21 protein-coding genes and 1 tRNA gene are annotated in these 24,337 nt (G+C 29.3%); 18 read left to right on the top strand and 4 right to left on the bottom strand.

Annotation, left to right across the window (positions count from 1 at the left end; genetic code table 11):
* Positions 1-43: 43 nt before the first annotated feature.
* The 6 genes from M6G78_RS00090 (at position 44) to pduL (ending at position 6,858) form a co-directional block, all read left to right on the top strand.
* Complete coding sequence (locus M6G78_RS00090) at positions 44-1,747, top strand: Na/Pi cotransporter family protein (RefSeq protein ID WP_253229211.1); 1,704 nt, start codon at positions 44-46, stop codon at positions 1,745-1,747.
* An 11-nt stretch (positions 1,748-1,758) separates the two neighbouring features.
* Positions 1,759-2,679 carry a thioredoxin-disulfide reductase gene (gene trxB / locus M6G78_RS00095; protein WP_253229212.1) on the top strand — a complete coding sequence of 307 codons (921 nt, stop codon included), beginning with the start codon at positions 1,759-1,761 and terminating at the stop codon, positions 2,677-2,679.
* Between the two features lie 159 nt (positions 2,680-2,838).
* Positions 2,839-3,867, top strand: coding sequence for a BMP family ABC transporter substrate-binding protein (locus tag M6G78_RS00100; protein WP_253229213.1), 1,029 nt, complete (start codon positions 2,839-2,841; stop codon positions 3,865-3,867).
* Positions 3,868-3,879: 12 nt separating this feature from the next.
* Positions 3,880-4,947 (top strand): branched-chain amino acid aminotransferase, encoded by a 1,068-nt coding sequence (locus M6G78_RS00105; RefSeq protein WP_253229214.1) that lies wholly within the window; start codon positions 3,880-3,882, stop codon positions 4,945-4,947.
* Between the two features lie 26 nt (positions 4,948-4,973).
* Positions 4,974-6,194, top strand: coding sequence for a U32 family peptidase (locus tag M6G78_RS00110; RefSeq protein ID WP_253229215.1), 1,221 nt, complete (start codon positions 4,974-4,976; stop codon positions 6,192-6,194).
* Between the two features lie 91 nt (positions 6,195-6,285).
* Positions 6,286-6,858, top strand: coding sequence for a phosphate propanoyltransferase (pduL, locus tag M6G78_RS00115; RefSeq protein WP_138269400.1), 573 nt, complete (start codon positions 6,286-6,288; stop codon positions 6,856-6,858).
* Positions 6,859-6,883: 25 nt separating this feature from the next.
* Here pduL and M6G78_RS00120 read toward each other — a convergent pair whose 3' ends face one another.
* From M6G78_RS00120 to M6G78_RS00130, 3 genes are all read right to left on the bottom strand, one after another.
* Complete coding sequence (locus M6G78_RS00120) at positions 6,884-7,813, bottom strand: hypothetical protein (RefSeq protein WP_253229216.1); 930 nt, start codon at positions 7,811-7,813, stop codon at positions 6,884-6,886.
* A gap of 68 nt (positions 7,814-7,881) precedes the next feature.
* Entirely contained in the window at positions 7,882-8,820 is a 939-nt protein-coding gene (locus M6G78_RS00125; RefSeq protein ID WP_253229217.1) for a hypothetical protein, read from the bottom strand.
* Between the two features lie 139 nt (positions 8,821-8,959).
* Positions 8,960-12,610: a DNA polymerase III subunit alpha gene (locus M6G78_RS00130; protein ID WP_253229218.1), complete on the bottom strand. Its 3,651-nt coding sequence runs from the start codon at positions 12,608-12,610 to the stop codon at positions 8,960-8,962.
* A 137-nt stretch (positions 12,611-12,747) separates the two neighbouring features.
* Between M6G78_RS00130 and lgt the strand changes: the two genes are divergently transcribed.
* From lgt to M6G78_RS00145, 3 genes are all read left to right on the top strand, one after another.
* On the top strand, positions 12,748-13,650 hold the full coding sequence (gene lgt / locus M6G78_RS00135) for a prolipoprotein diacylglyceryl transferase (protein WP_138269677.1): 903 nt from the start codon (positions 12,748-12,750) through the stop codon (positions 13,648-13,650).
* A 2-nt stretch (positions 13,651-13,652) separates the two neighbouring features.
* Positions 13,653-14,504: a class II fructose-bisphosphate aldolase gene (locus M6G78_RS00140; RefSeq protein WP_253229219.1), complete on the top strand. Its 852-nt coding sequence runs from the start codon at positions 13,653-13,655 to the stop codon at positions 14,502-14,504.
* A 62-nt stretch (positions 14,505-14,566) separates the two neighbouring features.
* Positions 14,567-14,642, top strand: a tRNA-Trp gene (locus tag M6G78_RS00145).
* A 112-nt stretch (positions 14,643-14,754) separates the two neighbouring features.
* On the opposite strand, the gene M6G78_RS00150 is transcribed toward M6G78_RS00145, so the two are convergent.
* Positions 14,755-16,410 (bottom strand): DUF4153 domain-containing protein, encoded by a 1,656-nt coding sequence (locus M6G78_RS00150; RefSeq protein ID WP_253229220.1) that lies wholly within the window; start codon positions 16,408-16,410, stop codon positions 14,755-14,757.
* A 198-nt stretch (positions 16,411-16,608) separates the two neighbouring features.
* Here M6G78_RS00150 and M6G78_RS00155 point away from each other — a divergent pair, with 198 nt between their 5' ends.
* From M6G78_RS00155 to M6G78_RS00190, 9 genes are all read left to right on the top strand, one after another.
* A complete protein-coding gene (locus M6G78_RS00155; protein ID WP_253229221.1) occupies positions 16,609-17,226 on the top strand; it encodes a hypothetical protein in 618 nt (205 codons plus the stop codon).
* Between the two features lie 177 nt (positions 17,227-17,403).
* Positions 17,404-17,526 (top strand): hypothetical protein, encoded by a 123-nt coding sequence (locus M6G78_RS10250; RefSeq protein ID WP_256476183.1) that lies wholly within the window; start codon positions 17,404-17,406, stop codon positions 17,524-17,526.
* A 104-nt stretch (positions 17,527-17,630) separates the two neighbouring features.
* Positions 17,631-18,644, top strand: coding sequence for a 3-deoxy-7-phosphoheptulonate synthase (gene aroF, locus M6G78_RS00160; RefSeq protein ID WP_138269037.1), 1,014 nt, complete (start codon positions 17,631-17,633; stop codon positions 18,642-18,644).
* 10 nt (positions 18,645-18,654) lie between these two features.
* On the top strand, positions 18,655-19,716 hold the full coding sequence (gene aroB / locus M6G78_RS00165; protein ID WP_253229222.1) for a 3-dehydroquinate synthase: 1,062 nt from the start codon (positions 18,655-18,657) through the stop codon (positions 19,714-19,716).
* Positions 19,717-20,955, top strand: coding sequence for a 3-phosphoshikimate 1-carboxyvinyltransferase (aroA, locus tag M6G78_RS00170; protein WP_253229223.1), 1,239 nt, complete (start codon positions 19,717-19,719; stop codon positions 20,953-20,955). It begins immediately after the preceding gene.
* Complete coding sequence (gene aroC, locus M6G78_RS00175; RefSeq protein WP_253229224.1) at positions 20,933-22,012, top strand: chorismate synthase; 1,080 nt, start codon at positions 20,933-20,935, stop codon at positions 22,010-22,012. Before aroA ends, aroC begins: the two co-directional genes overlap by 23 nt.
* 9 nt (positions 22,013-22,021) lie before the next feature.
* Positions 22,022-22,939 (top strand): chorismate mutase, encoded by a 918-nt coding sequence (locus M6G78_RS00180; protein WP_253229225.1) that lies wholly within the window; start codon positions 22,022-22,024, stop codon positions 22,937-22,939.
* A 2-nt stretch (positions 22,940-22,941) separates the two neighbouring features.
* A complete protein-coding gene (gene aroE / locus M6G78_RS00185) occupies positions 22,942-23,745 on the top strand; it encodes a shikimate dehydrogenase (RefSeq protein ID WP_253229226.1) in 804 nt (267 codons plus the stop codon).
* 2 nt (positions 23,746-23,747) lie between these two features.
* Positions 23,748-24,257, top strand: a complete 510-nt coding sequence (locus M6G78_RS00190) for a shikimate kinase (protein WP_253229227.1) — start codon at positions 23,748-23,750, stop codon at positions 24,255-24,257.
* The last annotated feature ends 80 nt before the right edge of the window (positions 24,258-24,337 follow it).

The following is a 24,337-nucleotide window of genomic DNA, read 5'->3' on the forward strand; positions in this document are numbered from 1 at the left end:
TAAAAATTAAATCAAACATTTATGTTATTGGGAGGAAATTGTTATGAGTGTTATGATGTTAATCCAGCTTTTCGGAGGTCTTGGGCTTTTTTTGTATGGAATGGATTTGATGGGGGAAGGATTAAAAAAAGCCGCAGGTAATAAATTAAGAGATATTCTAAATAAAGTTACCAGCAACCCTATAAAAGCTCTTGCACTTGGTACTATTGTTACAATGATTATACAAAGTTCATCTGCCACAACAGTTTTGGTTGTAGGTCTTGTTAATGCAAATTTAATGAGCCTTGTTCAAGCTGCAGGGGTTATTCTTGGGGCGGATATTGGTACAACAATTACAGGGCAGATTATAGCTTTAAATTTGTCAGAATATGCTCCTTTATTCATTGGTCTTGGTGCAGCAATAAGAATGTTTTCAAAGAAGGATAAAACAATTCATATAAGTGAATGTATACTTGGTTTTGGTATTTTATTTTTTGGAATAAGTGTTATGTCTGATGTTTTAAAGCCTCTTGCAAATAATCCTGTATTTACAAATATGCTTATAAGTTTAGGCAAATATCCTATTCTTGGAATGTTCGCAGGTGTGTTTGTTACTGCTGTTATTCAATCTTCTTCAGCATCAATTGGTTTACTTCAAGCACTTGCTCTTGGTGGTGCGTTTGCAGGTGTAGAAGGTTATGAAGCTTTAGGCGTTTTAATTCCGATTGTTCTTGGTATGAATATAGGAACATGTGCAACTGCTATGATTGCAATGATAGGTGTAGACAGACAAGCTAAACAAGCTGCTGTTTTCCATTTGATAACAAAAACAATAGGGGTAATTTGGATGATGACAATATTATTCCTTACAGGTGCATTCTCTGCAAATGGTGACAGTTTTGTATTTAACTTTATTCTTGATATTTCAGGAAGTGACCCTACAAAACAAATTGCGAATTTCCATACGTTATTTAATGTATGTAATGCATGCTTATTATTATTCTTAAGTAAGCCTATAATATCATTTATTGAAAAAATTCTTCCTGTTAAGAAAGAAACTAACGAAGAAGAAGGTTTTGAATTAAAATTAAATGATATTTTGTTAGAAAACCCTGCTTTTGCCGTTTCAGAAGTATTAAATGAAGTAGAAACAATGGCAGAGCTTGCATATAAATCAGTAAATCTTGCTTCTGATGCTTGTATAAATGATAAATATGACAATGAAGAAGAAGTAAAAATGTTAGAAAATTTAATTAATAAATATGAAACGGGTATTGCTGATTTTGTAATTAAGATTTCTGCATTGGATGCAAGTATACAAAGTGCAGATTTTACGGTTCATTTACATCAAGTAATACATGATATAGAAAGAATCGGTGATTACTGTATGAGTATGATTAGGATTGCTCAACTTAAGAAAGAAGAAAATACAGTATTTAGTGAAAATGCAACAAATGAACTTATGGAAATGTATGAAATGGTAAAAAATAATTTAAGATGTGCTATAGATGCATTCAAGGAAAAAGATATTGCAAAAGCCGTTAAAACGGATTTGGTTGAAGAACAAATTGATAAAAAAGAAGATGAATTAAGGATGGCACATATAGACAGATTAAATAGAAAAGCTTGCACACCGGAAGCAGGTGTAGTATACTTTGACATAGTGGCAGACTTAGAAAGAATAGGTGATTATACTGCCCATATAGGAAGTTTTGTTAAAGAATATGTTGAGCTTTTATCAAAAAGACAATTTGACATGCTTCCATAGGAGGAAAAAAAATGAAATATGATGTAATAATTATTGGAGCCGGTCCTGCCGGGTTAAGTGCCGGACTTTATGCTTCAAGGGCAACTTTAAATACTTTAATTATAGAAAAGGCTGTAGTGGGAGGTCAAATTACAACAACTACTGAAATTGAAAATTATCCCGGTGCCAGCGAAGTAACAGGTCCTGAACTTGTTGAAAAAATGAAAGAGCAATGTTTAAGCTTTGGTGCAAAAATAATAAATGACGAAGTTTTAAGCATAGAAAAAAAAGATGATGGTTTGTTTTATGTTAAAGCAAACAAAGACGAATATATTGCAAAAAGCTGTATTATTGCTTCCGGTTCTTCTCCAAGAGAACTTGGAATTAAAGGTGAAAGAGAATATAGAGGAATGGGTGTTTCCTATTGTGCAACATGTGATGCAATGTTTTTTACAGGATTTGAAGTTTGTGTTGTAGGTGGAGGAGATACTGCGTTAAAAGAAGCAATATATTTAACAAAATTTGCAAAAAAAGTTACCATAATTCATAGAAGAGATGAATTTAGAGGAGGAAAAAGCTGGGAAAAGAAAGCAAGAGAAAATGAAAAAATCCATTTTCTTTTAAGCCATGAACCTGTAGAAATAATTGGTGAAAATGGAATGGTAACAGCAATAAAACTTAAAAACAAAAAAACAGGGGAGATTTATGATTATAAAACAGACGGAGTGTTCATGTTTGTAGGTCATAATCCTAACAGCGATTTAGTTAAAAACATGGTTGATGTTGATGAAAGTGGCTATATAATAACAGATGACTCTCTTCAAACTTCAATAAAAGGATTGTTTGTTGCTGGAGATGTAAGGAAAAAATCTTTAAGACAAGTTGTTACAGCGGCTTCAGACGGAGCAATTTGTGCAACAGGGGCAGAAGAGTTTATTGATGAATTAAATTAAAAAAGTGTTATTTTAATAACACTTTTTTTATTTATATTTTTTATTAAAATGATTTATAAATATAAAAATTAATATTATAAAAAACTTGAAAAAAATATGAAAAAAGCATAAAATAAATATATTATACAGATATAAGTATAAATAATTAAGAGGTTAAAAATGAAAAAATTTATTAGCATAATAATGGCTTTATTTTTTGCCCTGACATTGTTTGGATGTGGAGGAAGTAAAAAAGAAAGCGCAGTAAACAGTAAAAATGGTAAAGAATATAAAATAGCATATATGACTGATACATACGGAGCAGAAGAAAGTTTTAACAAACAAGTTATTGAAGGTATTAATGAATCTTTTGGAAATTATGAATATAGTTTGGATATTTATACTCCAAAGACAAATACTGAATATGAATCAATGGCAACATCAGTTCTTTCTGCTTCTCAATATGACCTAGTTGTGTCTAATTCATCGGCTGTATGTTCTGCTCTTCTTGCCGCTCAAAGCGAATACTCAGGTAGTAATTTAGGTTTTATTGGTTATAATGATGAAACAAATAATGCAATGAGTATTACTTTTAAAAATGAAGAAGCAGCTTTTTTAGCCGGAGTTCTAGCAGCATTGGAAACAAAAAGCAATGTTTTGGGATATGTAGGAGCTTATAATGATAGAGATCTTGATTATGAATATGGTTTCTTAAGCGGTGTAAAAGCAGTTAATTCTAAAATTAAAGTTAAAAAAGAGTATATTAATTCTTATATGAGTGCTGAAGAAGCAGAAAAGGTAGCTGAAAAATTATATAATGAAAAAGCTGATGTAGTATTTACCGTATGCGGAGCCGGAGCAATAGGTGTAAATAATGTTGCTAAAGAAAAAGGCTTTAAAGTTATTGATTCAGATTTATATAATAAATCTGATAATGAAATAAAACTTGCACAAATAAACAAGGATTATAAAAGTGCAGTAATTTCAATTTGTGATGCCGTAATCTTTGAATCATATTCAAAAAGTTGTAGTGATTTAAGTGTACTAGACTCTGTAATAGATTTAAAGTTAAATCAGAATTTTTTTGATCAAAGTTCAAATGAATATACTACTATAGAAAAAGTAAAAAAAGATATGGCAACAAAGAATTTAGTTATTCCAACGGACGAAAAGTCTTTTAAGGCTTTTAAATATAACATTAACGATTAAGGAGAGATTAAAATGGATATAAAATATGAATTGGTAGAACAAAGAAAAGAAAAACCGGATCAAAACAATTTAGGTTTTGGTAATTATTTTACAGACCATATGTTTGTTATGGACTATACAGAAGGAAAAGGCTGGCATGATGCTAGAATCGTACCATATGGTCCTTTAGCTGTTGATCCTGCAACAATGGTTTTACATTATGCACAAGAAACTTTTGAAGGTTTAAAAGCATACAGAAATGAAAAAGGTGAAATATTATTATTTAGACCTGAAATGAATGCAAGAAGAATGATTAATTCAAATAAAAGAATTTGTATGCCAGGTGTGCCTGAAGATATGTTTATTGAAGCAGTTGAAGCATTGGTAAAATGTGAAAAAGATTGGGTTCCTACAAAAGAAGAAACTTCTTTATACATAAGACCATTCATGTATGCAAGTGAAGCAAGTGTTGGAGTTCATCCTGCAAAAACATATAAATTCATTATCATTTTATCACCTGTTGGTGCTTATTATCCAGAAGGTGTTAATCCTGTAAAAATTTGGGTAGAAGATGAATATGTAAGAGCCGTAAAAGGTGGTACTGGTTTTACAAAATGCGGTGGTAACTATGCTGCAAGTATAGCTGCACAAGTTAAAGCAGAAGAAAATGGTTATACACAAGTGCTTTGGTTAGATGGTGTACACAGAAAATACGTTGAAGAAGTTGGAACAATGAATGCAATGTTTGTAATTGACGGTAAAGTTGTTACAGCAGCTCTTGAAGGTTCTGTTCTTCCAGGTGTTACACGTGATTCTATAATTCATATTTTAAAAGACTGGGGTTATGATGTTGAAGAAAGAGATTTAAGCATTGACGAATTAATGGAAGCAGGAAGAAATGGAAAATTAACAGAAGCTTTTGGTACAGGTACTGCTGCTGTAATCTCTCCAATCGGTGAATTATGTTATAAAGGCGAAAAAATCGAAATTAATGGATTCAAAACAGGGGATTTAACACAAAAATTATATGATACTCTAACAGGTATACAATGGGGTAAATTAGAAGATAAATATAATTGGACAAGAAAAATTAATTTATAATTTAATATAGAAAAGGAAATAAAAATATGAGTGAATTACTTGCTCCTGCTGGAGATTTAGAAAAATTAAAATATGCTTTTACCTATGGTGCCGATGCGGTATATTTAGGTGGGAAAAGTTTTTCGATGCGTGCTAATGCAGGGAATTTTACAATTGATGAAATTCGTGAAGGAGCACAGTTTGCCCATGAAAGAAATAAAAAAGTATATGTTACAATAAATATTTTAGCTAGAAATTATGATTTTATTGACCTTTCAAAATATATAAAAGAACTTGACAAGGCCGGGGTTGATGGTATTATTGCCGCTGACCCCGGAGTTATTATGACAATAAGAGATACTCTTCCTGATATGAAGATTTCAATATCTACACAACAAAGTACTACAAATTATAAAAGTATGGAGTTTTGGAAAAGAAATAAAGTTAATAGAGTAGTTTTAGCAAGAGAGCTTTCTTTTAATGATATTAAAGAAGTTTGTGCTAATAAACCTGACGGAATGGAAGTTGAAATGTTTGTTCATGGTGCAATGTGCATTTCTTATTCCGGCAGATGTCTTCTTAGCAATTACCTAACAGGCAGAGATGCTAATAGGGGAGATTGTGCACAGCCTTGCAGATGGAAATATTCTCTTGTTGAAAGTACAAGACCGGGAGAAGAATTTCCTATTGAAGAACATAAAGAAGGAAGTTTTATTTTTAATTCAAAAGATTTATGTTTAATTAATCATATACATGAACTTATTGAAGCCGGTGTAGATAGTTTTAAAATTGAAGGAAGAATGAAGAGCATTTTCTATGTTTCAACCGTTGTAAATGCTTATAGAAATGCTATAGATTCTTACGAAAGAGATAGAGAAAATTATAAGGTTGATCCTAGTTTATATGAAGAACTTACAAAAGTAAGTCACAGACAATATACTGAAGGTTTCTTCTATGGAAATGCTGATTCTACTTCTCAAAATTATGGAACAAGTTCATATACAAGAAATTATGATTTTGTTGCTCAAGTAATTGGGTATAACGAAGAAAAGGGTATGTACGAAATTGAACAAAGAAATAAATTCTTTATTGGTGATGAACTTGAACTTGTAAGACCAAGAGAAAAAAGCGTAACATTTAAAATTTCAGAAATGTATAACGAGAAAGGGGAAGCCGTAGAAAGCACTCCTCATCCAAAAGAAAGATTGTTTATTAAAACCGACGGAGTTATATTAAAAGAATTTGAACTTATAAGAAAAAGATTATAAGTTTTTAAAAAATATGTACAAATTTTGTGATTTGTGATAGAATATTCGTGGTAAACATATAAATTATTTATTGAAGGAGAATTATAGATAGATGAAAACTAAAGTACCTGTAGGTCTTTCAAATAAACACGTTCATCTTAGTAGAAAAGATATAGATGCTTTATTTGGTGAAGGCTATGAATTAACTATAAAAAAACCTATTTCTCAACCCGGACAATTCGCTGCAGAAGAATTTGTTGATGTTGTAGGTCCAAAAGGTACGATAAAAATGAGAGTTCTTGGTCCTGCAAGACCTCATGCACAAATCGAAATTTTAGCAAGCGATACTTTTAAACTTGGCGTACCTAAAGTAATCAGAGATTCTTGGGATTTAGACGGAACACCAGGATGTATTTTAAGAGGTCCTAAAGGTGAAGTTGAAATTGATAAAGGGGTTATAGTTGCAAGCAGACATATTCATATGACTATACCTCAAGCTAGAGAATACGGCGTTAAAGACGGAGATATCGTTAAAGTTAGAGTCCCTGGAGAAAGAGGTTTAATTTTTGAAAATGTATTAATTAGATCTAATGAAAGATGTGGACTTGAAATGCATATTGATATTGAAGAAGGTAATGCTGCAGGATGTAAAAATGGCGATATGCTTGAAATTATTAGAGACTAAAAAAGACTGCTTATGCAGTCTTTTTTTATTTATTGTTTGGAGTCATTGTCAAAATTTCAGTACCATCTTTTGTATCTTTCATTTTATAAATTATTTTATCATCTTCATAAGATACTTCTCCATATGGAATACCCTCTTTAGTATATTTATATTCAATTGAATTTAATTTATCCCACAAATTGGTACTTACTGTTTTTGGATTATTATTTTGTCTCCATATAGCAGTTTGTATCATATTTGTATATCCTGAATATTTTTTAATTAAAGTTTCATATTCGTTATCAGATTCTGTATTAATCCAATTGTATGAAATTTCAATTTTTTCTATTTCTTTATAATTTGAAGAAGGATAAATAATTATTTTTAAATCATTTTTGTCATCAATTACGAGTTCGAAATAACCTTTACTATCATCAAAAGTTACATCTTCAAGCAAATCTATTGTTGTATCGTTAAATTTATTTTTAAATATACTTTCGTTTATATAATTTGTTGTTAAAATTAAATCTTCAGGAGATATTTCAAAATAGTTATTTACCTCTATACCTTCATATGCGTAATCTACATAACTTTTGCTAAAAGTTCCATTAAATATTGCTATTAAAATGAGTAAAGCTATGGCTATACCTCCAAAGATTGAAAAAAATATAAGTTTTTTATTTTTTTCTTTTAATTTTTTTATATCTTTTTCCAAATTTTTAGAGTCATTATTTTCTTTTATATAATTTTGTTCATAATTAGAAGATGTATGCATATTTTCGTTTTGTTCAATATTATTAAATTTATCTTCTTGGATATTGCTGTTTTCTTCTTCTATTGATTTTTTATTTACTATAAATTCTCCTTTTTCTTCTTTAGTATTTAGTTCTTCATTACCTTCTTCATCAACTTTTTTGTTTACGATAAATTCGCCCTTTTCACTGTTTAAATAATCTTTGTTGCTTTCGTTATCCATTTCCATCCCTCACTTTACTATAAAATTATTTATTTATATTTTTAAAAAAGACTTCTTAAGTAGGCTTTTTAGTTGTTTGGTTCCATTATAATTGATGTTGTTCCATCTTCTAAATCGTTTCTAGTATATGTTACTTTATAATCTTCATAAGAAATTTTACCATAACCTATGCCTTCATCATTGTACTTATATTTAATTGAATTTAATTTATCCCAAATTTTTTTATTTTTACTTTGTTCAAAATTATTATATCCATCAAAAATATTCATCGACATATTTACATAAGCTGAATATATTTGATTTATTTCATCTAGTTTATCACTATCAGTTAATGTGAAAAATTCATCATAAGACACAACAACTTTTTCTATACTTTTATAATCTTTTGAAGGGTATATGTTTATGTATAGTTCACTTTCATCATCGAAAATTTTCTCATAGCATCCTTTTTCATCATTAAATGTTATTTCACCGATTGTAGGTATTGTTACTCCATCAAAGTCACTATAATAAATATTTTCGTTTATATAGTCTAATGTTTTAGCAAAATCTTCGGGAGATAGTTCAAAATAGTTATTTATTTCTATGCCATTATATGCATAATCTTTAGAGCTTGGACCGTTATTTCCAAATAGTGCAAAGCAAACTATTAAGGCAATTATTAAAATACCAGCAATGGAAAATCCAATAATTTTTTTATTTTTCTTTTTGTTTTTATCTTTAATTTTTTGCATTTCTTCTTCAAAATTGTAATGATTTTGGTTATTAAAATTATAATTTTGTTCATAATTAGAAGATGTATTTATATTTTCGTTTTGTTCATTATTATTAAATTTATCTTCTTGAATATTGCTGTTTTCTTCTTCTATTGGTTTTTTATTTACTATAAATTCTCCTTTTTCTTCTTTAGTATTTAGTTCTTCATTGACTTCTTCATCAACTTTTTTGTTTACGATAAATTCGCCCTTTTCGCTGTTTAAATAATCTTTGTTGCTTTCGTTATCCATTTCCATCCCTCACTTTATAATATTATAAAATTATCGAAACGTTTTAATATATATTACATTTTATCATAAAATTTAATAATATTAATAATAAAATTAAATAAAACATTATTTTATAAAAAAAGAACCTAAGTAGGTTCTTTTATTTTATTATTATATTGTTTTTTCCGATGAGTTCAGCTAGTTCGTCAATTAATCCAAATTCAAGACTTACCCACATGCTTTTATCAGCAACGTAAGATTTCTTTGAAACAGGGGAGAATAACACAACTTTTTTATCTCCTTTATATTTAACAAAGAGCTGTCTAATATCACTCATAGTTTTCGGACTTATTTTATTTAAAACAAGTATAAGGGATTTTCCCATTATTTTATTTGAGTTGGACTTCTTGATTTCAGGGGACTGAGCTGTTTTATCAATTGTTTTGACTATTGGTGCTTTTGTTTTCTTTCTTACAGCAGGTGGTCTTGTTCTTTTATCTTCAAGGTCGTAAATTTTATCTGCAATAATCGAAACGCTTACTTCTTCATCTTCTTCTTTAACACTTACTTGACCTTTGATTATTACTTTGTTGTCAGTTTGCAATATGTTTTTGTATTCTTCAAAGGTTCTTGGGAAAACAACTATTTCCATGTCATCAATCAAATCTTCAATACTCATAAACGCCATTTGTTTATTATCTTTTTTTGTATATATTACTTTAACGTTTGTTATTAAACCGCCAATGCTTATGCTTTCTCTTTTGTTGTTATTATATTTTGAGTATTTATTTTGAACTTTTGGTTCTATTTCTTCTTCACTTTCATCTTCATCCTCACTTTTTTTCTTGCCGTACATATCATATACTTCATAAAGTTTCATGCTAGTATATTTATTAAGATCCTCTTCAAACTCTCTTAAAGGATGTCCACTTATGTACATTCCAAGAACTTCTTTTTCGTATTTAAGTTTATCGGCATTCTCAAATTCACTCATTGTAGGAATATGCATTTCAATTTGCTCGTTTTGTTCCTGTGAAAGCATATCTAGAAGTGTTGTTTGTCCTGATATATTTTGTTTTCTTTGTTTTAAAGTGTTATTTAAAAATTCTTCATAAATAGTATAAAGTTCTCTTCTATTGTTTCCAAGTGAATCAAATGCACCTGATAAAATAAGACTTTCAACACCTTTTTTATTTAAGGAGTGGAATTCAATTTTATTTACAAAATCAGGGAAAGAAGTAAAATCACCTTTTGTTTCTCTTGCTTCAACTATTTCTTCTATGGCACCTTCTCCAAGACCTCTTAGAGCAAGTAAACCAAATCTTACACTTCCGTTATCTACCGTAAATCTTGCGTAACTCTTGTTTACATCAGGAGGTAATAACTCTATTCCTTGTTCTTTTAAGTGATTCATGTATAACATTCTATCATCAGAACCAATATAAACAGTAATTAGGGCAGCCATAAACTCAGCAGGATAATATGTTTTTAAATATGCTGTTTGGTATGAAATAACACCATATGCCGCAGCATGAGATTTGTTAAATCCGTAGGAAGCAAATTTTTCCATTAAGTCATATATTTCATTACCTGTTTTTTCATCTATTCCAATTGCTACACATCCGTGAACTCTTTCTTTATCTTCGCCTTTATTATAAGCTTCTTCGTTACCGTGTAAGAATACTTCTCTTTCTTTTGCAATTACTTCATGTTTTTTCTTACCCATGGCTCTACGAATGTTATCACTACGTCCCATAGAGTATCCGGCTAAATCTCTAACTATCTGCATAACTTGTTCTTGATAAATGATTATACCATATGTTACGTTTAAGATAGGTTCTAGAGATGGGTGAAGATATGTGATATTTTCAGGGTTATGTTTATTTTCAATGTATGTAGGAATCATATCCATAGGTCCCGGACGATAAAGGGAGATACCCGCTATGATATCTTCAAAAGTGTTTGGTTTTAGCCTTTGCATAAAGTTTTGCATTCCAGGGCTTGCTAATTGGAATACACCTATTGTATCTCCTCTGCTTATTGTGTCATAAACGTTTTGGTCTTTAAAGCTGATATTATCAATATCTACATCAATACCTTTGGATAGTTTAATATTATCTAAAGTATGTTTAATTACCGTTAGATTTTTAAGTCCCAAAAAGTCCATTTTAAGTAGCCCCAATTCTTCAACCGTAATCATGTTGAATTGTGCGGCTATACTGTCTTTATTAAGATATAGGGGAACATAATCGCTAACAGGTCTATCGGATATTATAACCCCCGCTGCATGAGTTGATGAATGTCTAGGCATACCTTCTACGGCTTTTGCCGTATCCAAAAGCTTAGTAATAGTAGGGTCTTCATCGTATAATTGATGAAGCTCCGGATTCATTTCTATTGCTTTTTGAACAGTAATTTTATTTTCATCAGGAATCATTTTTGCAATTTTGTTTGATTGTTCAAAGCTGATTCCCATACATCTTGCAATATCTTTTACGGCAGCTTTTGGTTTTAATGTTCCGAACGTAACAATTTGACTTACGTTATCAAATCCATATTTATCAATAACATACTCTATTGCTCTATGACGATTTTCATAACAAAAGTCGATATCAATATCGGGCATTGATACCCTTTCTTTGTTTAAGAATCTTTCAAAGATAAGAGAATATTTTATAGGGTCAATTTGTGTAATATCTAGGGTATAACTGACTATACTTCCTGCAGCACTACCTCTTCCAGGTCCTACCGGTATACCGTGTGTTCTGGAATAATTTATGAAATCCCAAACAATAAGGAAATAATCGTTAAAGCCCATATCGTTAATAACGCTTAATTCATATTCAAGTCTTTCTGTTAGTTCTTTTGTGACGTTTTTATATTTTTTATATAAACCCTCGGTGCATAATTTTTTTAAATATTCCTGTGAAGTCATCCCTTCAGGAAGAGGGAATACAGGTAAGTGATAATGTCCAAACTCTATTTCAACATTACATCTCTCGGCAATTTTATGAGTGTTTTCTATGGCCTCAGGGCAATATTTAAAAAGTTCACTCATTTCTTCAGGGGATTTTATATAAAATTCGTCATTTGGGAAACGAAGTCTGTTTTCATCATTTAAGTTACTTGAAGATTGCACACAAAGAAGAACATCATGTGCTTCTGCATCTGATTTTCTTAAATAATGGGAGTCGTTTGTGGCAATAAGCCCTACACCATACTCTTTTGCCATTTTAATTAATTCTTCATTTGCAGTTTTTTCTTCTCTTAGGCCATGGTCTTGAATTTCCAAAAAGAAATTGTCTTTACCGTAAATATCTATAAATTTTTCAAGGTATTTTCTTGCTTCGGCAATTTCTCCTGAATTGATTTTTCTTGGAATAACACCTGCAATACAAGCACTTGTTGCAATAATACCTTCTGAATATTTTTCAAGTAAATCAAAGTCTGCTCTTGGTTTATAATAAAAACCTTCTGTATAAGCTATTGATACAACTTTCATAAGGTTTTTATATCCAATATCATTTTCGGCTAATAAGATAAGATGAAATCTTTGTCTGTCGTTTATCGGGTCTCTGCCTTTTCTATCTCCGGTTGTCATATATACTTCACATCCAAGAACAGGTTTTATCCCTTCGGCTTTACATGCTCTGTAAAAATCTATAATACCAAACATATTGCCATGATCGGTAATTGCAATACTGTCCATACCCATTTCTTTAACGTATTTTGGTAGTTCTTTTATTCTGCAAAATCCATCAAGTAATGAGTATTCTGTATGTACATGTAAATGTGTAAATGGTATTGACATTATTTTATCTCCTTATCAAAAAACTAAAATTTATTATATAATATTATAGGTAAAATTGAAATAATATATATATAAAAATATTTATAAATGAATGTATGTGTGATATAATTCCCATATGTATTTTTAGGAGGGAAAAAATGTTGACACCTAATCCAATAGCATTTTCAGTCTTTGGAATTGAAATAAGATGGTATGCAATATGTATACTAACGGGAATAGTTCTTGCTCTTTTAGTAGGTTCAAGAACACTAAAAAAACTTGGTATTGATACTGATATTATATATGATTATTTGATAGTTTGTCTGCCTCTTGGAATTATTGGAGCAAGACTTTATTATGTATTATTTGAATGGTCTTATTATAGCAACCACTTATCTGATATTTATAAAATATGGAATGGGGGACTTGCTATACACGGCGGTCTTATAGGTGCTTTTATAGGTATATATTTAGTAAGTAGAAGCAAAAAATTAAATGTCCTTTTCATTTTGGATATAGTAGCTCCTTGTTTCTTGTTAGCTCAAAGTATAGGAAGATGGGGAAACTTCTTTAATATGGAAGCTCACGGCGTACAGACTACTCTTCCTTGGGCAATTAATGTTATTGATCCAGTACTTGGTTCAATTATGGTTCATCCTACATTCCTTTATGAATCAATTTGGGATTTTCTGGGATTTTTACTTTTGTATTTCATAATAGATAAGAAGTTTAAGAAATATGATGGTGAACTTATTTGTTCTTATTTCATATATTATTCCATAGGAAGATTTTTTATAGAAGGTTTAAGAACTGATTCACTTATGATATTTGGTCTTAGAACAGCTCAGCTTGTAAGTCTTGCACTTATAATTATTGGAATAGTTGGAATTGTTATAATAAGAAAAACACATAAAAAAGAGAATATAAAAGACAAAGCTTATGAGAATATTTGTTTAGAGAAAAATGAACAAGATAATGTAACTGATATAAATACAGAAAAAATTTGTGAAGATAATAAAACAGAGAATATAAAAAGTAAAGACAACTTAGGTAAGGAGTAATTATGGCACTTATATCATCAACACAGTTATTTAAAAAAGCAAAAGAAGAAAAATATGCTATTCCGGCTTTTAACTTTGAAAATATGGAAATGGCAAAAGGAATAATCGAAGCATGCAGCGAAGAAAATTCTCCTGTAATAATGCAGACAACAACTTCAACTCTTAAGTATATTGCTCCTGAGATAGCTTATGAAATAGTAAATTATTATGCGAAAGAATATAATATTGATGTTGTTCTTCATCTTGACCACGGAGCAAGTTATGAGCTTTGCAAAAGATGTATAGACTCAGGATATACTTCTGTTATGATTGACGGGTCAAAACTTGATTTTGAGGAAAATATTGCTCTATCAAAGAAGGTTATTGATTATGCTTCAAAGTATAATGTTCCAGTTGAATGTGAACTTGGCAGAGTAGGAGGAAAAGAAGACGAAATAATAGTAAATGATAAAGACGCATTTTTAACCGACCCTGACAAAGCTTTAGAATTTTCTGATAGAACAAATTGTTCATCTCTTGCAATTGCAATAGGAACGGCTCATGGTTTCTATAAAAAAGCTCCTAATTTAGATTTTGAAAGACTTGATAAAATAAATAAAATGGTTAGTGTCCCTTTGGTTTTACATGGTACAAGCGGAACTAAAGATGAAGATGTTAAAAAAGCAATAAGTCTTGGAATGTGTAAAGTAAATTATGCAACGGATTTAAGAGCTGCGTTTACAAAAGGTGTAAGAGATTGTTTACAAATGGAAAGTGTATATGATCCAAAAGAATATAATAAAGCGGGAATTGAAACTTTAAAATTAAGAGTAAAAGAACTTATTGAAGTTTGTGGAAGTAAAAATAAGGCTTAATAAATTAAAAATATATATTGACATTTTTACAAAATTTGATATAATTTTATAGTGTCAAAAATAGGGGTATAGCTCAGTTGGTAGAGCAGTGGTCTCCAAAACCACGTGCCGAGGGTTCAAGTCCTTCTGCCCCTGCCATAAAGAAATCAAATCGGATTTTTATCCGATTTTTTTTATTTATAAAATATAAAACGAATTAAAAAAATAATATAAAAAGTTATATAAAAAAAGCAGGTTAAACCTGCTTTTTTTATTTTTTTAGTAAATAAATAGAGAAAGTACAATCTGATATCTTTTCTTTTTCTATTGAAAAATCTATTGAAGTAAAGACTATTCTTGTATTTTTATCTATATCATATATTAACTTTTTATCAAGGGTATCAATATTTTTGTTATTTTCATATAAATCATAAAAGTAGTCATATAAATCTATATTAATGCCATGTTTATCTATTTTTGTTCCTTCAATATATAATTCATACATCTTGTTGTATTCTTTTATGTTTATTTCTTCATTTTCATAATCATGATAAAAAGAAAAATATTCTGTATTTTCGTATTCATCTTCAAACTCATAATATTCATCTATGTTTTTAAATTTAAAACCATATAAGTTTTCTGTATCTTTTTTTTCTATTATGTTTTTTACAAAGTTTGACTTTTTACCGATTGAGACTGTAAGATATTCATGGGCGCTTTGTATTTTTTCTTTATCTTCTTCGCTTATATTGTTTGATTTTATTATTTCCTCTCCCTTTATCATATTATTCTCTTTGAGAATGCTTATAAGCCTTGCTTCCTGGTTAAAATTTGAAATATTATATATGTTTAAAGGTGTAAGAGTAAATATAAATATTATCACCGTAGCTATTAAAAATGGATATTTTACATTCTTTTTTATAATTGAATTAATTAGGAATATTATTCCAATAACTATAAATATAATTGATAATACCCTTGCAGGTGTAAGTCCGTATGCATTTAATCTTATATATATAAATATAAGCTGAGTTATTATTATAGGTATCATTAAATAACCGCCGTATTTTTTATATAAAATGCTGTAATTATCCTCTTCATTTAAAAGGTTTAAATATAGGAATACAAATCCAAGTAAAGCGAGAGAAGCAAATATATTCATTTCTCCCACAGGTAAGTTTAATGTAATTATTATTTTAAGAATATAAACATATAGTATTCCAATAAGAACAGTAAATAAAGGCAGTAAAATATTTTTGATTATTGTTTTATAAAATTTAGGGATAATTACCTCTTCGTCTTTTTTAGGTATTGAAATTATTATCAAGCTTATATTTATAAAAACAAAGCATAAATTTGTGGTAATGATACTTATATTAATGGTTTTAATTGGAATAATAAGAGTATCAAAAGCAGTTATACAGACCATCATTCCAATAAATAAAATAAATGATATAAAATTGCTTATAAAAAGACTTTTTACTATGTAAGAAAAAAGAGCTTTTTCATTGTTTTTATTATATAAAAAATATACCGTTATACTAATCAGTATTAAAATAAAACTGAAATACATTAAATTTATTATATAATCAAATGAAAAAGGACTATATAAAGACTGCATTTGTGGGTATTTATAAAATACCAAAGACCAAATAAATGCTGTAAGTGCTGAAATTACAAAGGATATAATATTTTTCTTTTTGTTATTATAATCTTTCTTATTTTCTATGAATATATTAATAAAAATAGATGTAAAAACTCCTATAATAAGCCCTTTATTTATGCTGAAAAATTGTTTACCTGTAATATATAAAGAATATATTATTACAGTGTTTAATAAATAAAAAATTAAAAATAAAAATGACGATAAAAATCTCCTATAACTCTCTTTTAATCTTAAGTTAAAAGAATGTAAATTTACTTTCATAATAATTCCCTCCTTAAATTATGCTAATTATATCAGTAAAAAATATTAAAAAATTATATTTAATAAATACTTAATTAAAAGTTAATTATTATAAAATAAAATTCACAGAAAATTATTATTTTTTTATAATATATAGTAATTATATTTTGATTAAGTTAAATTTAAGTATTATAATAAAATAAAAAAGGGGAAATTAATATGAAAAAATTTAAAAGTAGTATTTTATTAATTTTAGTTTTTACGTTTGCTTTGATAGGTTTTGGGTGTTCAAATTCAAATGAACAAACAAATTCACCTAAAGATGTTGCAGTTACCTTGCTTGAGGGGTATAAAAATTTTGACCTTACAATGTTAGACGATGTATTAAATATAGACTATTCTATAGAAGAAGAATTTAATAAGATGATAGAACAAGGGATATTAAACAGCACTGACGTTTATGCACGTACTACAAAAAATATGCAATATAAAATTATAGATGTAGAAGAAAAAGGTGATACAGCAGTGGTAAAGGCTGAGATAACAAATGAAAATATTGGCGAAGTAGTTGCATATGCAGTGGTAAAAGGCGCAAAAGAACAAGCAAATAATTCTTCAATGACGGATGAAGAAACAAAGCAATATATTGAGGATTGTTTTTTTGAATCATTAGAAACTTTTAAACCTGATGTTTATACTGAAGAAATTGAGCTTAGTCTTGTAAAAGTAGATGGAAAATGGAAAGTAGAGCCTCTTAGCGATGAAGATCAAAACATTATTATGGGAAAAATATATGAGGGAATCATAAATATGATGGAAGAATATGGTATATATTAAATATATTGTTGATTTTTCATAATTAAAAAAATTAATAAAATGTAATGAAAACAAATCATTTTTTGTTATATAAAAAGTAAACTGTATGAAAAAATTTCATAAATTTACTAAATATTCTTGACAATTAAAAACAATAAGTGTATTATATCAAACAAGAATACAAAGGAGAAGATTAAAATGAAAGGTTTAAGAGAACTAAATAGCTTTAAATTTTATAACTATTTTAGCTTTGCAAACTTTTATTTCTTTGCAGGTTCTTTTTCACGTACAGATAAGCCTTTTAGTGAGTATAATCTTTAAATGTATTTAAAAAACGCAAAGTAAAGAATTTGGGGAACTCATTAAAAGGAGTTCCCTTTTTTATTTTACAAAACTAAAAAATTAACTTAAAGGAGAAAATCAAAATGATAGTAGTATTACAACCCAACTCAGACAAACTTGAAGTAGCCAAATTGGTTGCTCAAATCGAAAGCAAAAATTTAAAAATCCAACCAATCGAAGGAGAAGAACTTACTGTACTTGGTTTAGTAGGTGATACATCTGTTTTAGATGCAAAAACACTTGAAGCAAACTCAATCGTAAGAAGAGTTTTACATGTTGAAGAACCTTACAAAAAAGCAAACAGAATGTTCCACCCAAACGACAGCGAAATTAAAGTTGGAAACCAAGTTATAGGCGGAGAAAAGCTTGCAATTATCGCAGGACCTTGTTCAGTAGAAACAAGAGAACAAATTACACAAGTTGCGAAAGATGTAAAAGCTTCAGGTGCAAACTTCTTAAGAGGCGGTGCTTTCAAACCAAGAACTTCCCCATACGCTTTCCAAGGTCTTGGATACGATGGACTTGAACTTTTAAAAGAAGCAAGAAAAGAAACAGGACTTCCAATTGTTACTGAATTAATGTCTACAAACGACCTTGAAAAATTTGTTGAAGACGTTGATGTAATCCAAATCGGTGCAAGAAATATGCAAAACTTCGATTTATTAAAAGAACTTGGTAAAATCAGAAAACCTATTCTTTTAAAAAGAGGTTTAAGTGCAACAATCGAAGAACTTTTAATGTCAGCTGAATACATTATGGCAGGTGGAAACGAAAATGTTATCCTTTGTGAAAGAGGTATTAGAACATTTGAAACATACACAAGAAATACTCTTGATTTAAGTGCAATTCCGGCAATCAAAAAATTAAGTCACTTACCAATTATTATTGACCCATCACACGCAACAGGTAAATGGTGGATGGTTGAATCTTTAGCTAAAGCAGCAATCGTTGCAGGTGCAGACGGACTTATTATCGAAGTTCATAACGACCCATTAAACGCTTTATGTGACGGACAACAATCTCTAAAACCTGAAGCATTCGACGATTTAATGACAGATTTAAGAAAACTTGCTCCAATCGTTGGAAGAACTCTATAAGGAAAAAATTATGGCTAAGAAAATTCATGTAAATCTTAATGAAAAATCTTATGATATTATTATTAAAGAAGATATTTTAAAATCATTATCAGAAGAAATAAAAAAAGTATATAAGGGAGAAAAACTATTTATTATAACCGACGATATAGTTGCAAGATTTTATCTTGATAAAGTTATAAATAACCTTAAAGACGGCGGTTTTAGTGTTGATTATATAATTCTTCCAAACGGAGAGAAAACAAAATCCATAGAATCTCTTGAACCTATATATAATGCTCTTATTGATTTTAACATGACTAGAAAAGACATGATTATAACTTTGGGGGGCGGAGTTATAGGTGACCTTGGCGGTTTTGTTGCATCTACATTTCTAAGAGGAGTTGGTTTTATTCAAATTCCTACAACTCTTTTATCTCAAGTAGATAGTTCTGTTGGTGGAAAAGTTGCAATAGACCTTAAAAAAGGCAAAAACTTAGTTGGAAGTTTTCATCAACCAAAGCTTGTGCTTATTGATACAAATGTCTTAACAACTTTGTCCCTTAGAAACATAAAAGACGGTTTGGCTGAGGTAATAAAATACGGTCTTATATTTGATAAAGATTTCTTTGAATTTTTATCTAATCTTAAAACAAAAGAAGATATACTTAATAATATAGAACATATAGTATACACAAGCTGTAATTTAAAGAGAATTGTAGTTGAAGAAGATGAAAAAGACACAGGGGAGAGAATGAAGCTTAATTTTGGACATACTCTTGCTCATGGAATAGAAGCTCACTTTAACTATGAAAAATATACTCATGGTGAAGCTGTGGCTATTGGAATGTATGAAATAACAAAACACAGTGAAAAACTTGGTCTTACATCTAAAGGCGTAAGCGATAAAATAAAAGATATTTTAATTAACTTTGATATGGAATACGATATCGGGGCAATAAATAATGACAGTATTCTTTCTCATATTTCTTCCGACAAGAAAAACGAAGGAAAAGTTTTAAACGTAATTCTTTTAAATGAAATAGGAAAATGTTATATACATAAGACAAATACACAATTTTTTAAGGATGAATAAATGGACAATATTTTAATTAAACCAAGAAAATTATCAGGGGAAGTAGTTGTTCCTCCTTCAAAAAGCATGGCTCACAGGGCAATTATATGTGCTGCTCTTTCAAAGGGTAAGTCTATAATAGATAATATAGACTTATCCGATGATATAATAGCAACCATAAACGCAGCAAGAAGCATGGGAGCAAAAATAGAAATAGATAATAGAAAAGTAGCGGTAGAGGGGATTTTATCATCTCCAAATAATGAAGATTTTATAGTGGACTGTAACGAATCAGGCTCTACTTTAAGATTTTTCGTTCCAATAACAATGCTTCTTAATCAAAAAAAGACTTTTATCGGTAAAGGAAACTTAGGCAAAAGACCTCTTAATGTTTTTTACGAAATATTTGACAAACAAGGAATAAAATATTCTTATAAAAAAGATATTTTGGATTTGCAAGTAGAGGGAAAATTAAAGCCTGATACGTTTTATGTAAGAGGAGACATAAGCTCTCAGTTTATAACTGGACTTCTTTTTGCTCTTCCTCTTTTAAATGATGATAGTAAAATTGTAATAACTTCAAAACTTGAATCAAAAAGCTATTTGGATTTAACTCTTTCAATGCTTGATAAGTTCGGTATAGAAATTGAAAATAAGGACTATAAAGAATTTATAATAAAAGGAAACCAGGAATATAAGGCAATGGATTATACCGTTGAAGGAGACTATTCTCAGGCAGCATTCTTCCTTAGTGCGAACTATATTGGCAATGATATAGATATAAAAGGTCTTGATGAAAATTCTCTTCAAGGTGATAAAGAAATATTAAAATGGCTTGAAGTACTTAAAAATGATGAAAACAAAGTGATTGACGCAACAAACTGCCCTGATATTATTCCTATCCTTACGGTGTGTGCAGCTTTAACTAAAGGAAAAACAGAAATCATAAATGCAGGAAGACTTAGAATAAAAGAATGTGACAGATTAACTGCAATTTCAACTCAGTTAAATAAACTTGGTGCTGATATTATAGAACATGAAGAAAGCCTTACAATAAACGGTGTTGATTCTTTAAATGGAGGATATGTTGATTCTTTCAAAGATCATAGAATTTCAATGAGTCTTGCTATTACATCAAGCAGGTGCAAAGATGATATCATAATAAAAGATTATATGTGTGTTAAAAAATCTTATCCGCATTTTTATGAAGACTTTAAGAAACTTGGAGGAGAAATAAATGAGTGCGACATTTGGAAATAAATTTAAAGTAACTATATTCGGGCAGTCTCACAGCGAAGCAATAGGCGTTGTTATTGACGGAATTCCAGCAGGAGTAATCCTTGATTTTGATAAAATAGATTTTGAACTTAAAAGAAGACAAGGGGGCGATAAATTTTCAACTCCAAGAAAAGAAGCCGATACTCCAAAGATAATAAGCGGTTATTTTGATAATAAAACAGCAGGTTCTCCTCTTTGTGCAATATTTGAAAACAGCAATACAAGAAGTAAAGATTACAGCGAGCTTAAAGTAAAAATGAGACCTTCTCATGCTGATTATCCCGCATATGTAAAACATCACGGAAGCAATGATTACAGAGGAGGAGGAAACTTCTCCGGCAGACTTACTCTTCCTTTAACCTTTGCAGGTGCAATTGCAAAACAGCTTTTGGAAAAAGAAGGGGTATATATAGGTGCACATATAAAAAAGATAAACAAAGTCGAAGATTTGAGTTTCGATTACACCAATATTAACAAAGACATTCTACTTGGATTGAAAAACGAATCATTCCCACTTCTTGATAAAACAAGGCAAAAAGAGATGGAAGATGTAATTTTAAATGTAAAAAATGAAAAAAATAGCATTGGAGGAATAGTAGAATGTGGTATAATAGGTTATCCGGCAGGTATTGGTTCTCCGTTTTTTGATAGTATTGAATCAAGAATGTCCCATATTCTATTTTCCATTCCAGCCGTTAAAGGCGTTGAATTTGGCGAAGGTTTCGCTTTTGCTGATATGCTTGGAAGTGAAGCAAACGATGAATATTATTATGATGAAAATGGCAATGTAAAAACTTTCACAAATAACAACGGCGGAGTTCTTGGAGGAATATCAAACGGACAGCCTATATGCTTTAGTGTTGTAATAAAACCAACTGCAAGCATCGCAAGAAAACAAAGAACCATAAATGTCGAAACAAAAGAAAATACAAGTTTGGAAATAGTGGGAAGGCACGATCCCGTTATTGTAAAAAGAGCTGTTCCTGTAATAGAAGCAGCAAGTGCAATTTGTTTATATGATTTTTTGTTATGTGATTAGGAGTTATGTATGAAAAGTTTGGAAGAATCAAGAAGAAGAATTGACGAAATAGATAAAGAGTTAGTTAAACTTTTTGAAGAAAGAATGAATACTGTCGTAGACGTGGCGAAGTATAAAAAAGAAAATAATATCGAAGTATTAAATACCAAAAGAGAAGCACAAGTAGTTGAAAATGCAATAAACAATCTTAAAAACAAAGATTATTCAGAAGAGATTGCCGACTTTTTCAATCATATTATGGATATAAGTAAGAATTTTCAAAGAAAAGCAATTGCCGATAAGGCAATAAACATAATAAAAGAAAAATATACTATTGATTTGATTGAAAGTGCTAATAAGATAGGTTACATAGATAAAATAAATCATTTGTCAATAGATGCAATGAATTTATATTTTAACAAAGACCTTGAAGTAATTAAATTTGAAGAATACGAAGATATTTTAAAAGCTGTTTCAAACGGGGAAATAGACTTTGCCTTTTTAGCTTTAGATAATGCCGGAGACGGGCATATCGCAAAAATGTATTCTCTTCTTGAAACTTATGATAATGTTTATATAAAAGATAAGTTTATTGTTGATGATAACTTAAACGTAATAAACAAAAATAAATCTGATAAACTTGAAGATTTAAACAAATTTATAATTCTTGGTAAAGATAAATATTTCTGCAAAGATTGTACTAAAGTAGATTTACTTGTTAAAATCGACAATAAATCTAAATCATTAAGTCATTTAATAAGATACTTTGCAAATTATAATATCCACATTAATAAAATAGATTCAAAAGAAACAAATATATACAGAAAAGAATTTACGATTTACATTAATTTTGACGGCAGTTTACAAGATAGCAATGTTTTAAAAATGTTATACGGACTTGACGGTGATTTGCCATATATAAGAATTCTTGGAACATATAAAGGATAGATATGAAAAAATTTGGTTTAATTGGTGAAAAATTACCTCATAGTTTTTCAAAAATTTTGCATAATACGGCTTTTGATGTATTAAATTTAAACTATGAGTATGAGCTTTATGAAATAGATGTTGATACGGCAAAAAATATAAAAGATTTTATGAAAAAAAATAATCTTGACGGAATAAACGTAACTATTCCTTATAAAAGAACCGTTATGGATGGTTTGGATTTTATAAGCGAAGAGGCTGAAAAAATCGGTGCCGTTAATACAATAAAAAATGTTAATGGAAAACTTTACGGATATAATACCGATTATTATGGTTTTATGTATCAGCTTAACGTAAACAATGTAGAAATAAATAATAGTAGGGTTGTAATACTAGGCAGCGGCGGCGCAAGCAAGGCCGTTATTTCCTGCGTTAAGGATTTAGGTGCAAAAGAGGTTTATTTGGTAAGCCGTAACAAAAGCGACAAACAATCTAAAAATGATGTTAATTTAATCGACTATGAAGATTTAAAAGAAATAAAAGCTCAGGTAATAATAAATACAACACCTGTTGGAATGTATCCTAAAGTTGATTTTTCTCCTGTTAATGAAGATATAATCAAAAACTTTGATTACGTAATTGATGTTGTTTATAATCCGCTAAAAACAAAGTTTATGGAAATAGGCGAAAACTTAGATAAGAAAACTTGCGGCGGAATTGAAATGCTTATTATGCAAGGTTTAAAATCTGAAGAAATATGGAATGACTTTGTAATTTCAAAAGAAGATACAAATAAGATTATATCCAAACTTAAAAAGGAAATATAAAAATGCAAAAGAATATTTTATTAATCGGTATGCCGGGCTGTGGTAAAAGCAGTATAGGTAAGGAACTGGCAAAAGAGCTTGGTTTAACTTTTATAGATATGGATAATTACATTGAAGAAAAGACAAACAAAAAAATCAGTGAAATATTTAAAGACGGTGAAGAAAGTTTTAGAGATATAGAAACCTTTTATTCAAAAGAGCTTTCAAAATTAAACTCCACTCTTATTTCTTCAGGAGGCGGAATAGTCACAAGGAAAGAAAACATTGATTATTTTAAACAAACAAGCATAATAGTATTTATAAACAGAAGTGTTGAAAATATATTAAAATCCAAAAATCTCGGTAAAGACAGACCACTTCTAAAAAATAACGAAGAGCATATTTATAATTTGTATAATGACAGAATTGGTTTATATAAAAAATACTGTGATATTGAAGTAAGCAATAACGGTTATTTTAAAAACTGTATAGAAAACATAATTAAAGAATTAAATAAAAAGAACGTTTTATAGCGTTCTTTTTTTGTTTTTTGTTATAGAAAACGTATTGCAATTACAATAATAAATGATATACTAATAATTGTATTAATGTA

The organism is Anaerofustis sp. NSJ-163, from assembly GCF_024135845.1.
In the GTDB taxonomy this organism is placed as follows: domain Bacteria; phylum Bacillota; class Clostridia; order Eubacteriales; family Anaerofustaceae; genus Anaerofustis; species Anaerofustis butyriciformans.

What these genes read in the sequence shown, in the direction of transcription:
- M6G78_RS00105 (WP_253229214.1), top strand. Translation starts at nt 3,880, where the DNA reads ATGGATATAAAATATGAATTGGTAGAACAAAGAAAAGAAAAACCGGAT.
- M6G78_RS10250 (WP_256476183.1), top strand. Translation starts at nt 17,404, where the DNA reads ATGAAAGGTTTAAGAGAACTAAATAGCTTTAAATTTTATAACTATTTT.
- M6G78_RS00150 (WP_253229220.1), bottom strand. Translation starts at nt 16,410, where the DNA reads ATGAAAGTAAATTTACATTCTTTTAACTTAAGATTAAAAGAGAGTTAT.
- pduL (WP_138269400.1), top strand. Translation starts at nt 6,286, where the DNA reads ATGAAAACTAAAGTACCTGTAGGTCTTTCAAATAAACACGTTCATCTT.
- M6G78_RS00130 (WP_253229218.1), bottom strand. Translation starts at nt 12,610, where the DNA reads ATGTCAATACCATTTACACATTTACATGTACATACAGAATACTCATTA.
- aroE (WP_253229226.1), top strand. Translation starts at nt 22,942, where the DNA reads ATGAAAAAATTTGGTTTAATTGGTGAAAAATTACCTCATAGTTTTTCA.
- aroA (WP_253229223.1), top strand. Translation starts at nt 19,717, where the DNA reads ATGGACAATATTTTAATTAAACCAAGAAAATTATCAGGGGAAGTAGTT.
- M6G78_RS00190 (WP_253229227.1), top strand. Translation starts at nt 23,748, where the DNA reads ATGCAAAAGAATATTTTATTAATCGGTATGCCGGGCTGTGGTAAAAGC.
- M6G78_RS00090 (WP_253229211.1), top strand. Translation starts at nt 44, where the DNA reads ATGAGTGTTATGATGTTAATCCAGCTTTTCGGAGGTCTTGGGCTTTTT.
- M6G78_RS00100 (WP_253229213.1), top strand. Translation starts at nt 2,839, where the DNA reads ATGAAAAAATTTATTAGCATAATAATGGCTTTATTTTTTGCCCTGACA.
- aroF (WP_138269037.1), top strand. Translation starts at nt 17,631, where the DNA reads ATGATAGTAGTATTACAACCCAACTCAGACAAACTTGAAGTAGCCAAA.
- aroB (WP_253229222.1), top strand. Translation starts at nt 18,655, where the DNA reads ATGGCTAAGAAAATTCATGTAAATCTTAATGAAAAATCTTATGATATT.
- M6G78_RS00180 (WP_253229225.1), top strand. Translation starts at nt 22,022, where the DNA reads ATGAAAAGTTTGGAAGAATCAAGAAGAAGAATTGACGAAATAGATAAA.
- M6G78_RS00140 (WP_253229219.1), top strand. Translation starts at nt 13,653, where the DNA reads ATGGCACTTATATCATCAACACAGTTATTTAAAAAAGCAAAAGAAGAA.
- M6G78_RS00125 (WP_253229217.1), bottom strand. Translation starts at nt 8,820, where the DNA reads ATGGATAACGAAAGCAACAAAGATTATTTAAACAGCGAAAAGGGCGAA.
- M6G78_RS00110 (WP_253229215.1), top strand. Translation starts at nt 4,974, where the DNA reads ATGAGTGAATTACTTGCTCCTGCTGGAGATTTAGAAAAATTAAAATAT.
- trxB (WP_253229212.1), top strand. Translation starts at nt 1,759, where the DNA reads ATGAAATATGATGTAATAATTATTGGAGCCGGTCCTGCCGGGTTAAGT.
- M6G78_RS00120 (WP_253229216.1), bottom strand. Translation starts at nt 7,813, where the DNA reads ATGGATAACGAAAGCAACAAAGATTATTTAAACAGTGAAAAGGGCGAA.
- aroC (WP_253229224.1), top strand. Translation starts at nt 20,933, where the DNA reads ATGAGTGCGACATTTGGAAATAAATTTAAAGTAACTATATTCGGGCAG.
- M6G78_RS00155 (WP_253229221.1), top strand. Translation starts at nt 16,609, where the DNA reads ATGAAAAAATTTAAAAGTAGTATTTTATTAATTTTAGTTTTTACGTTT.
- lgt (WP_138269677.1), top strand. Translation starts at nt 12,748, where the DNA reads ATGTTGACACCTAATCCAATAGCATTTTCAGTCTTTGGAATTGAAATA.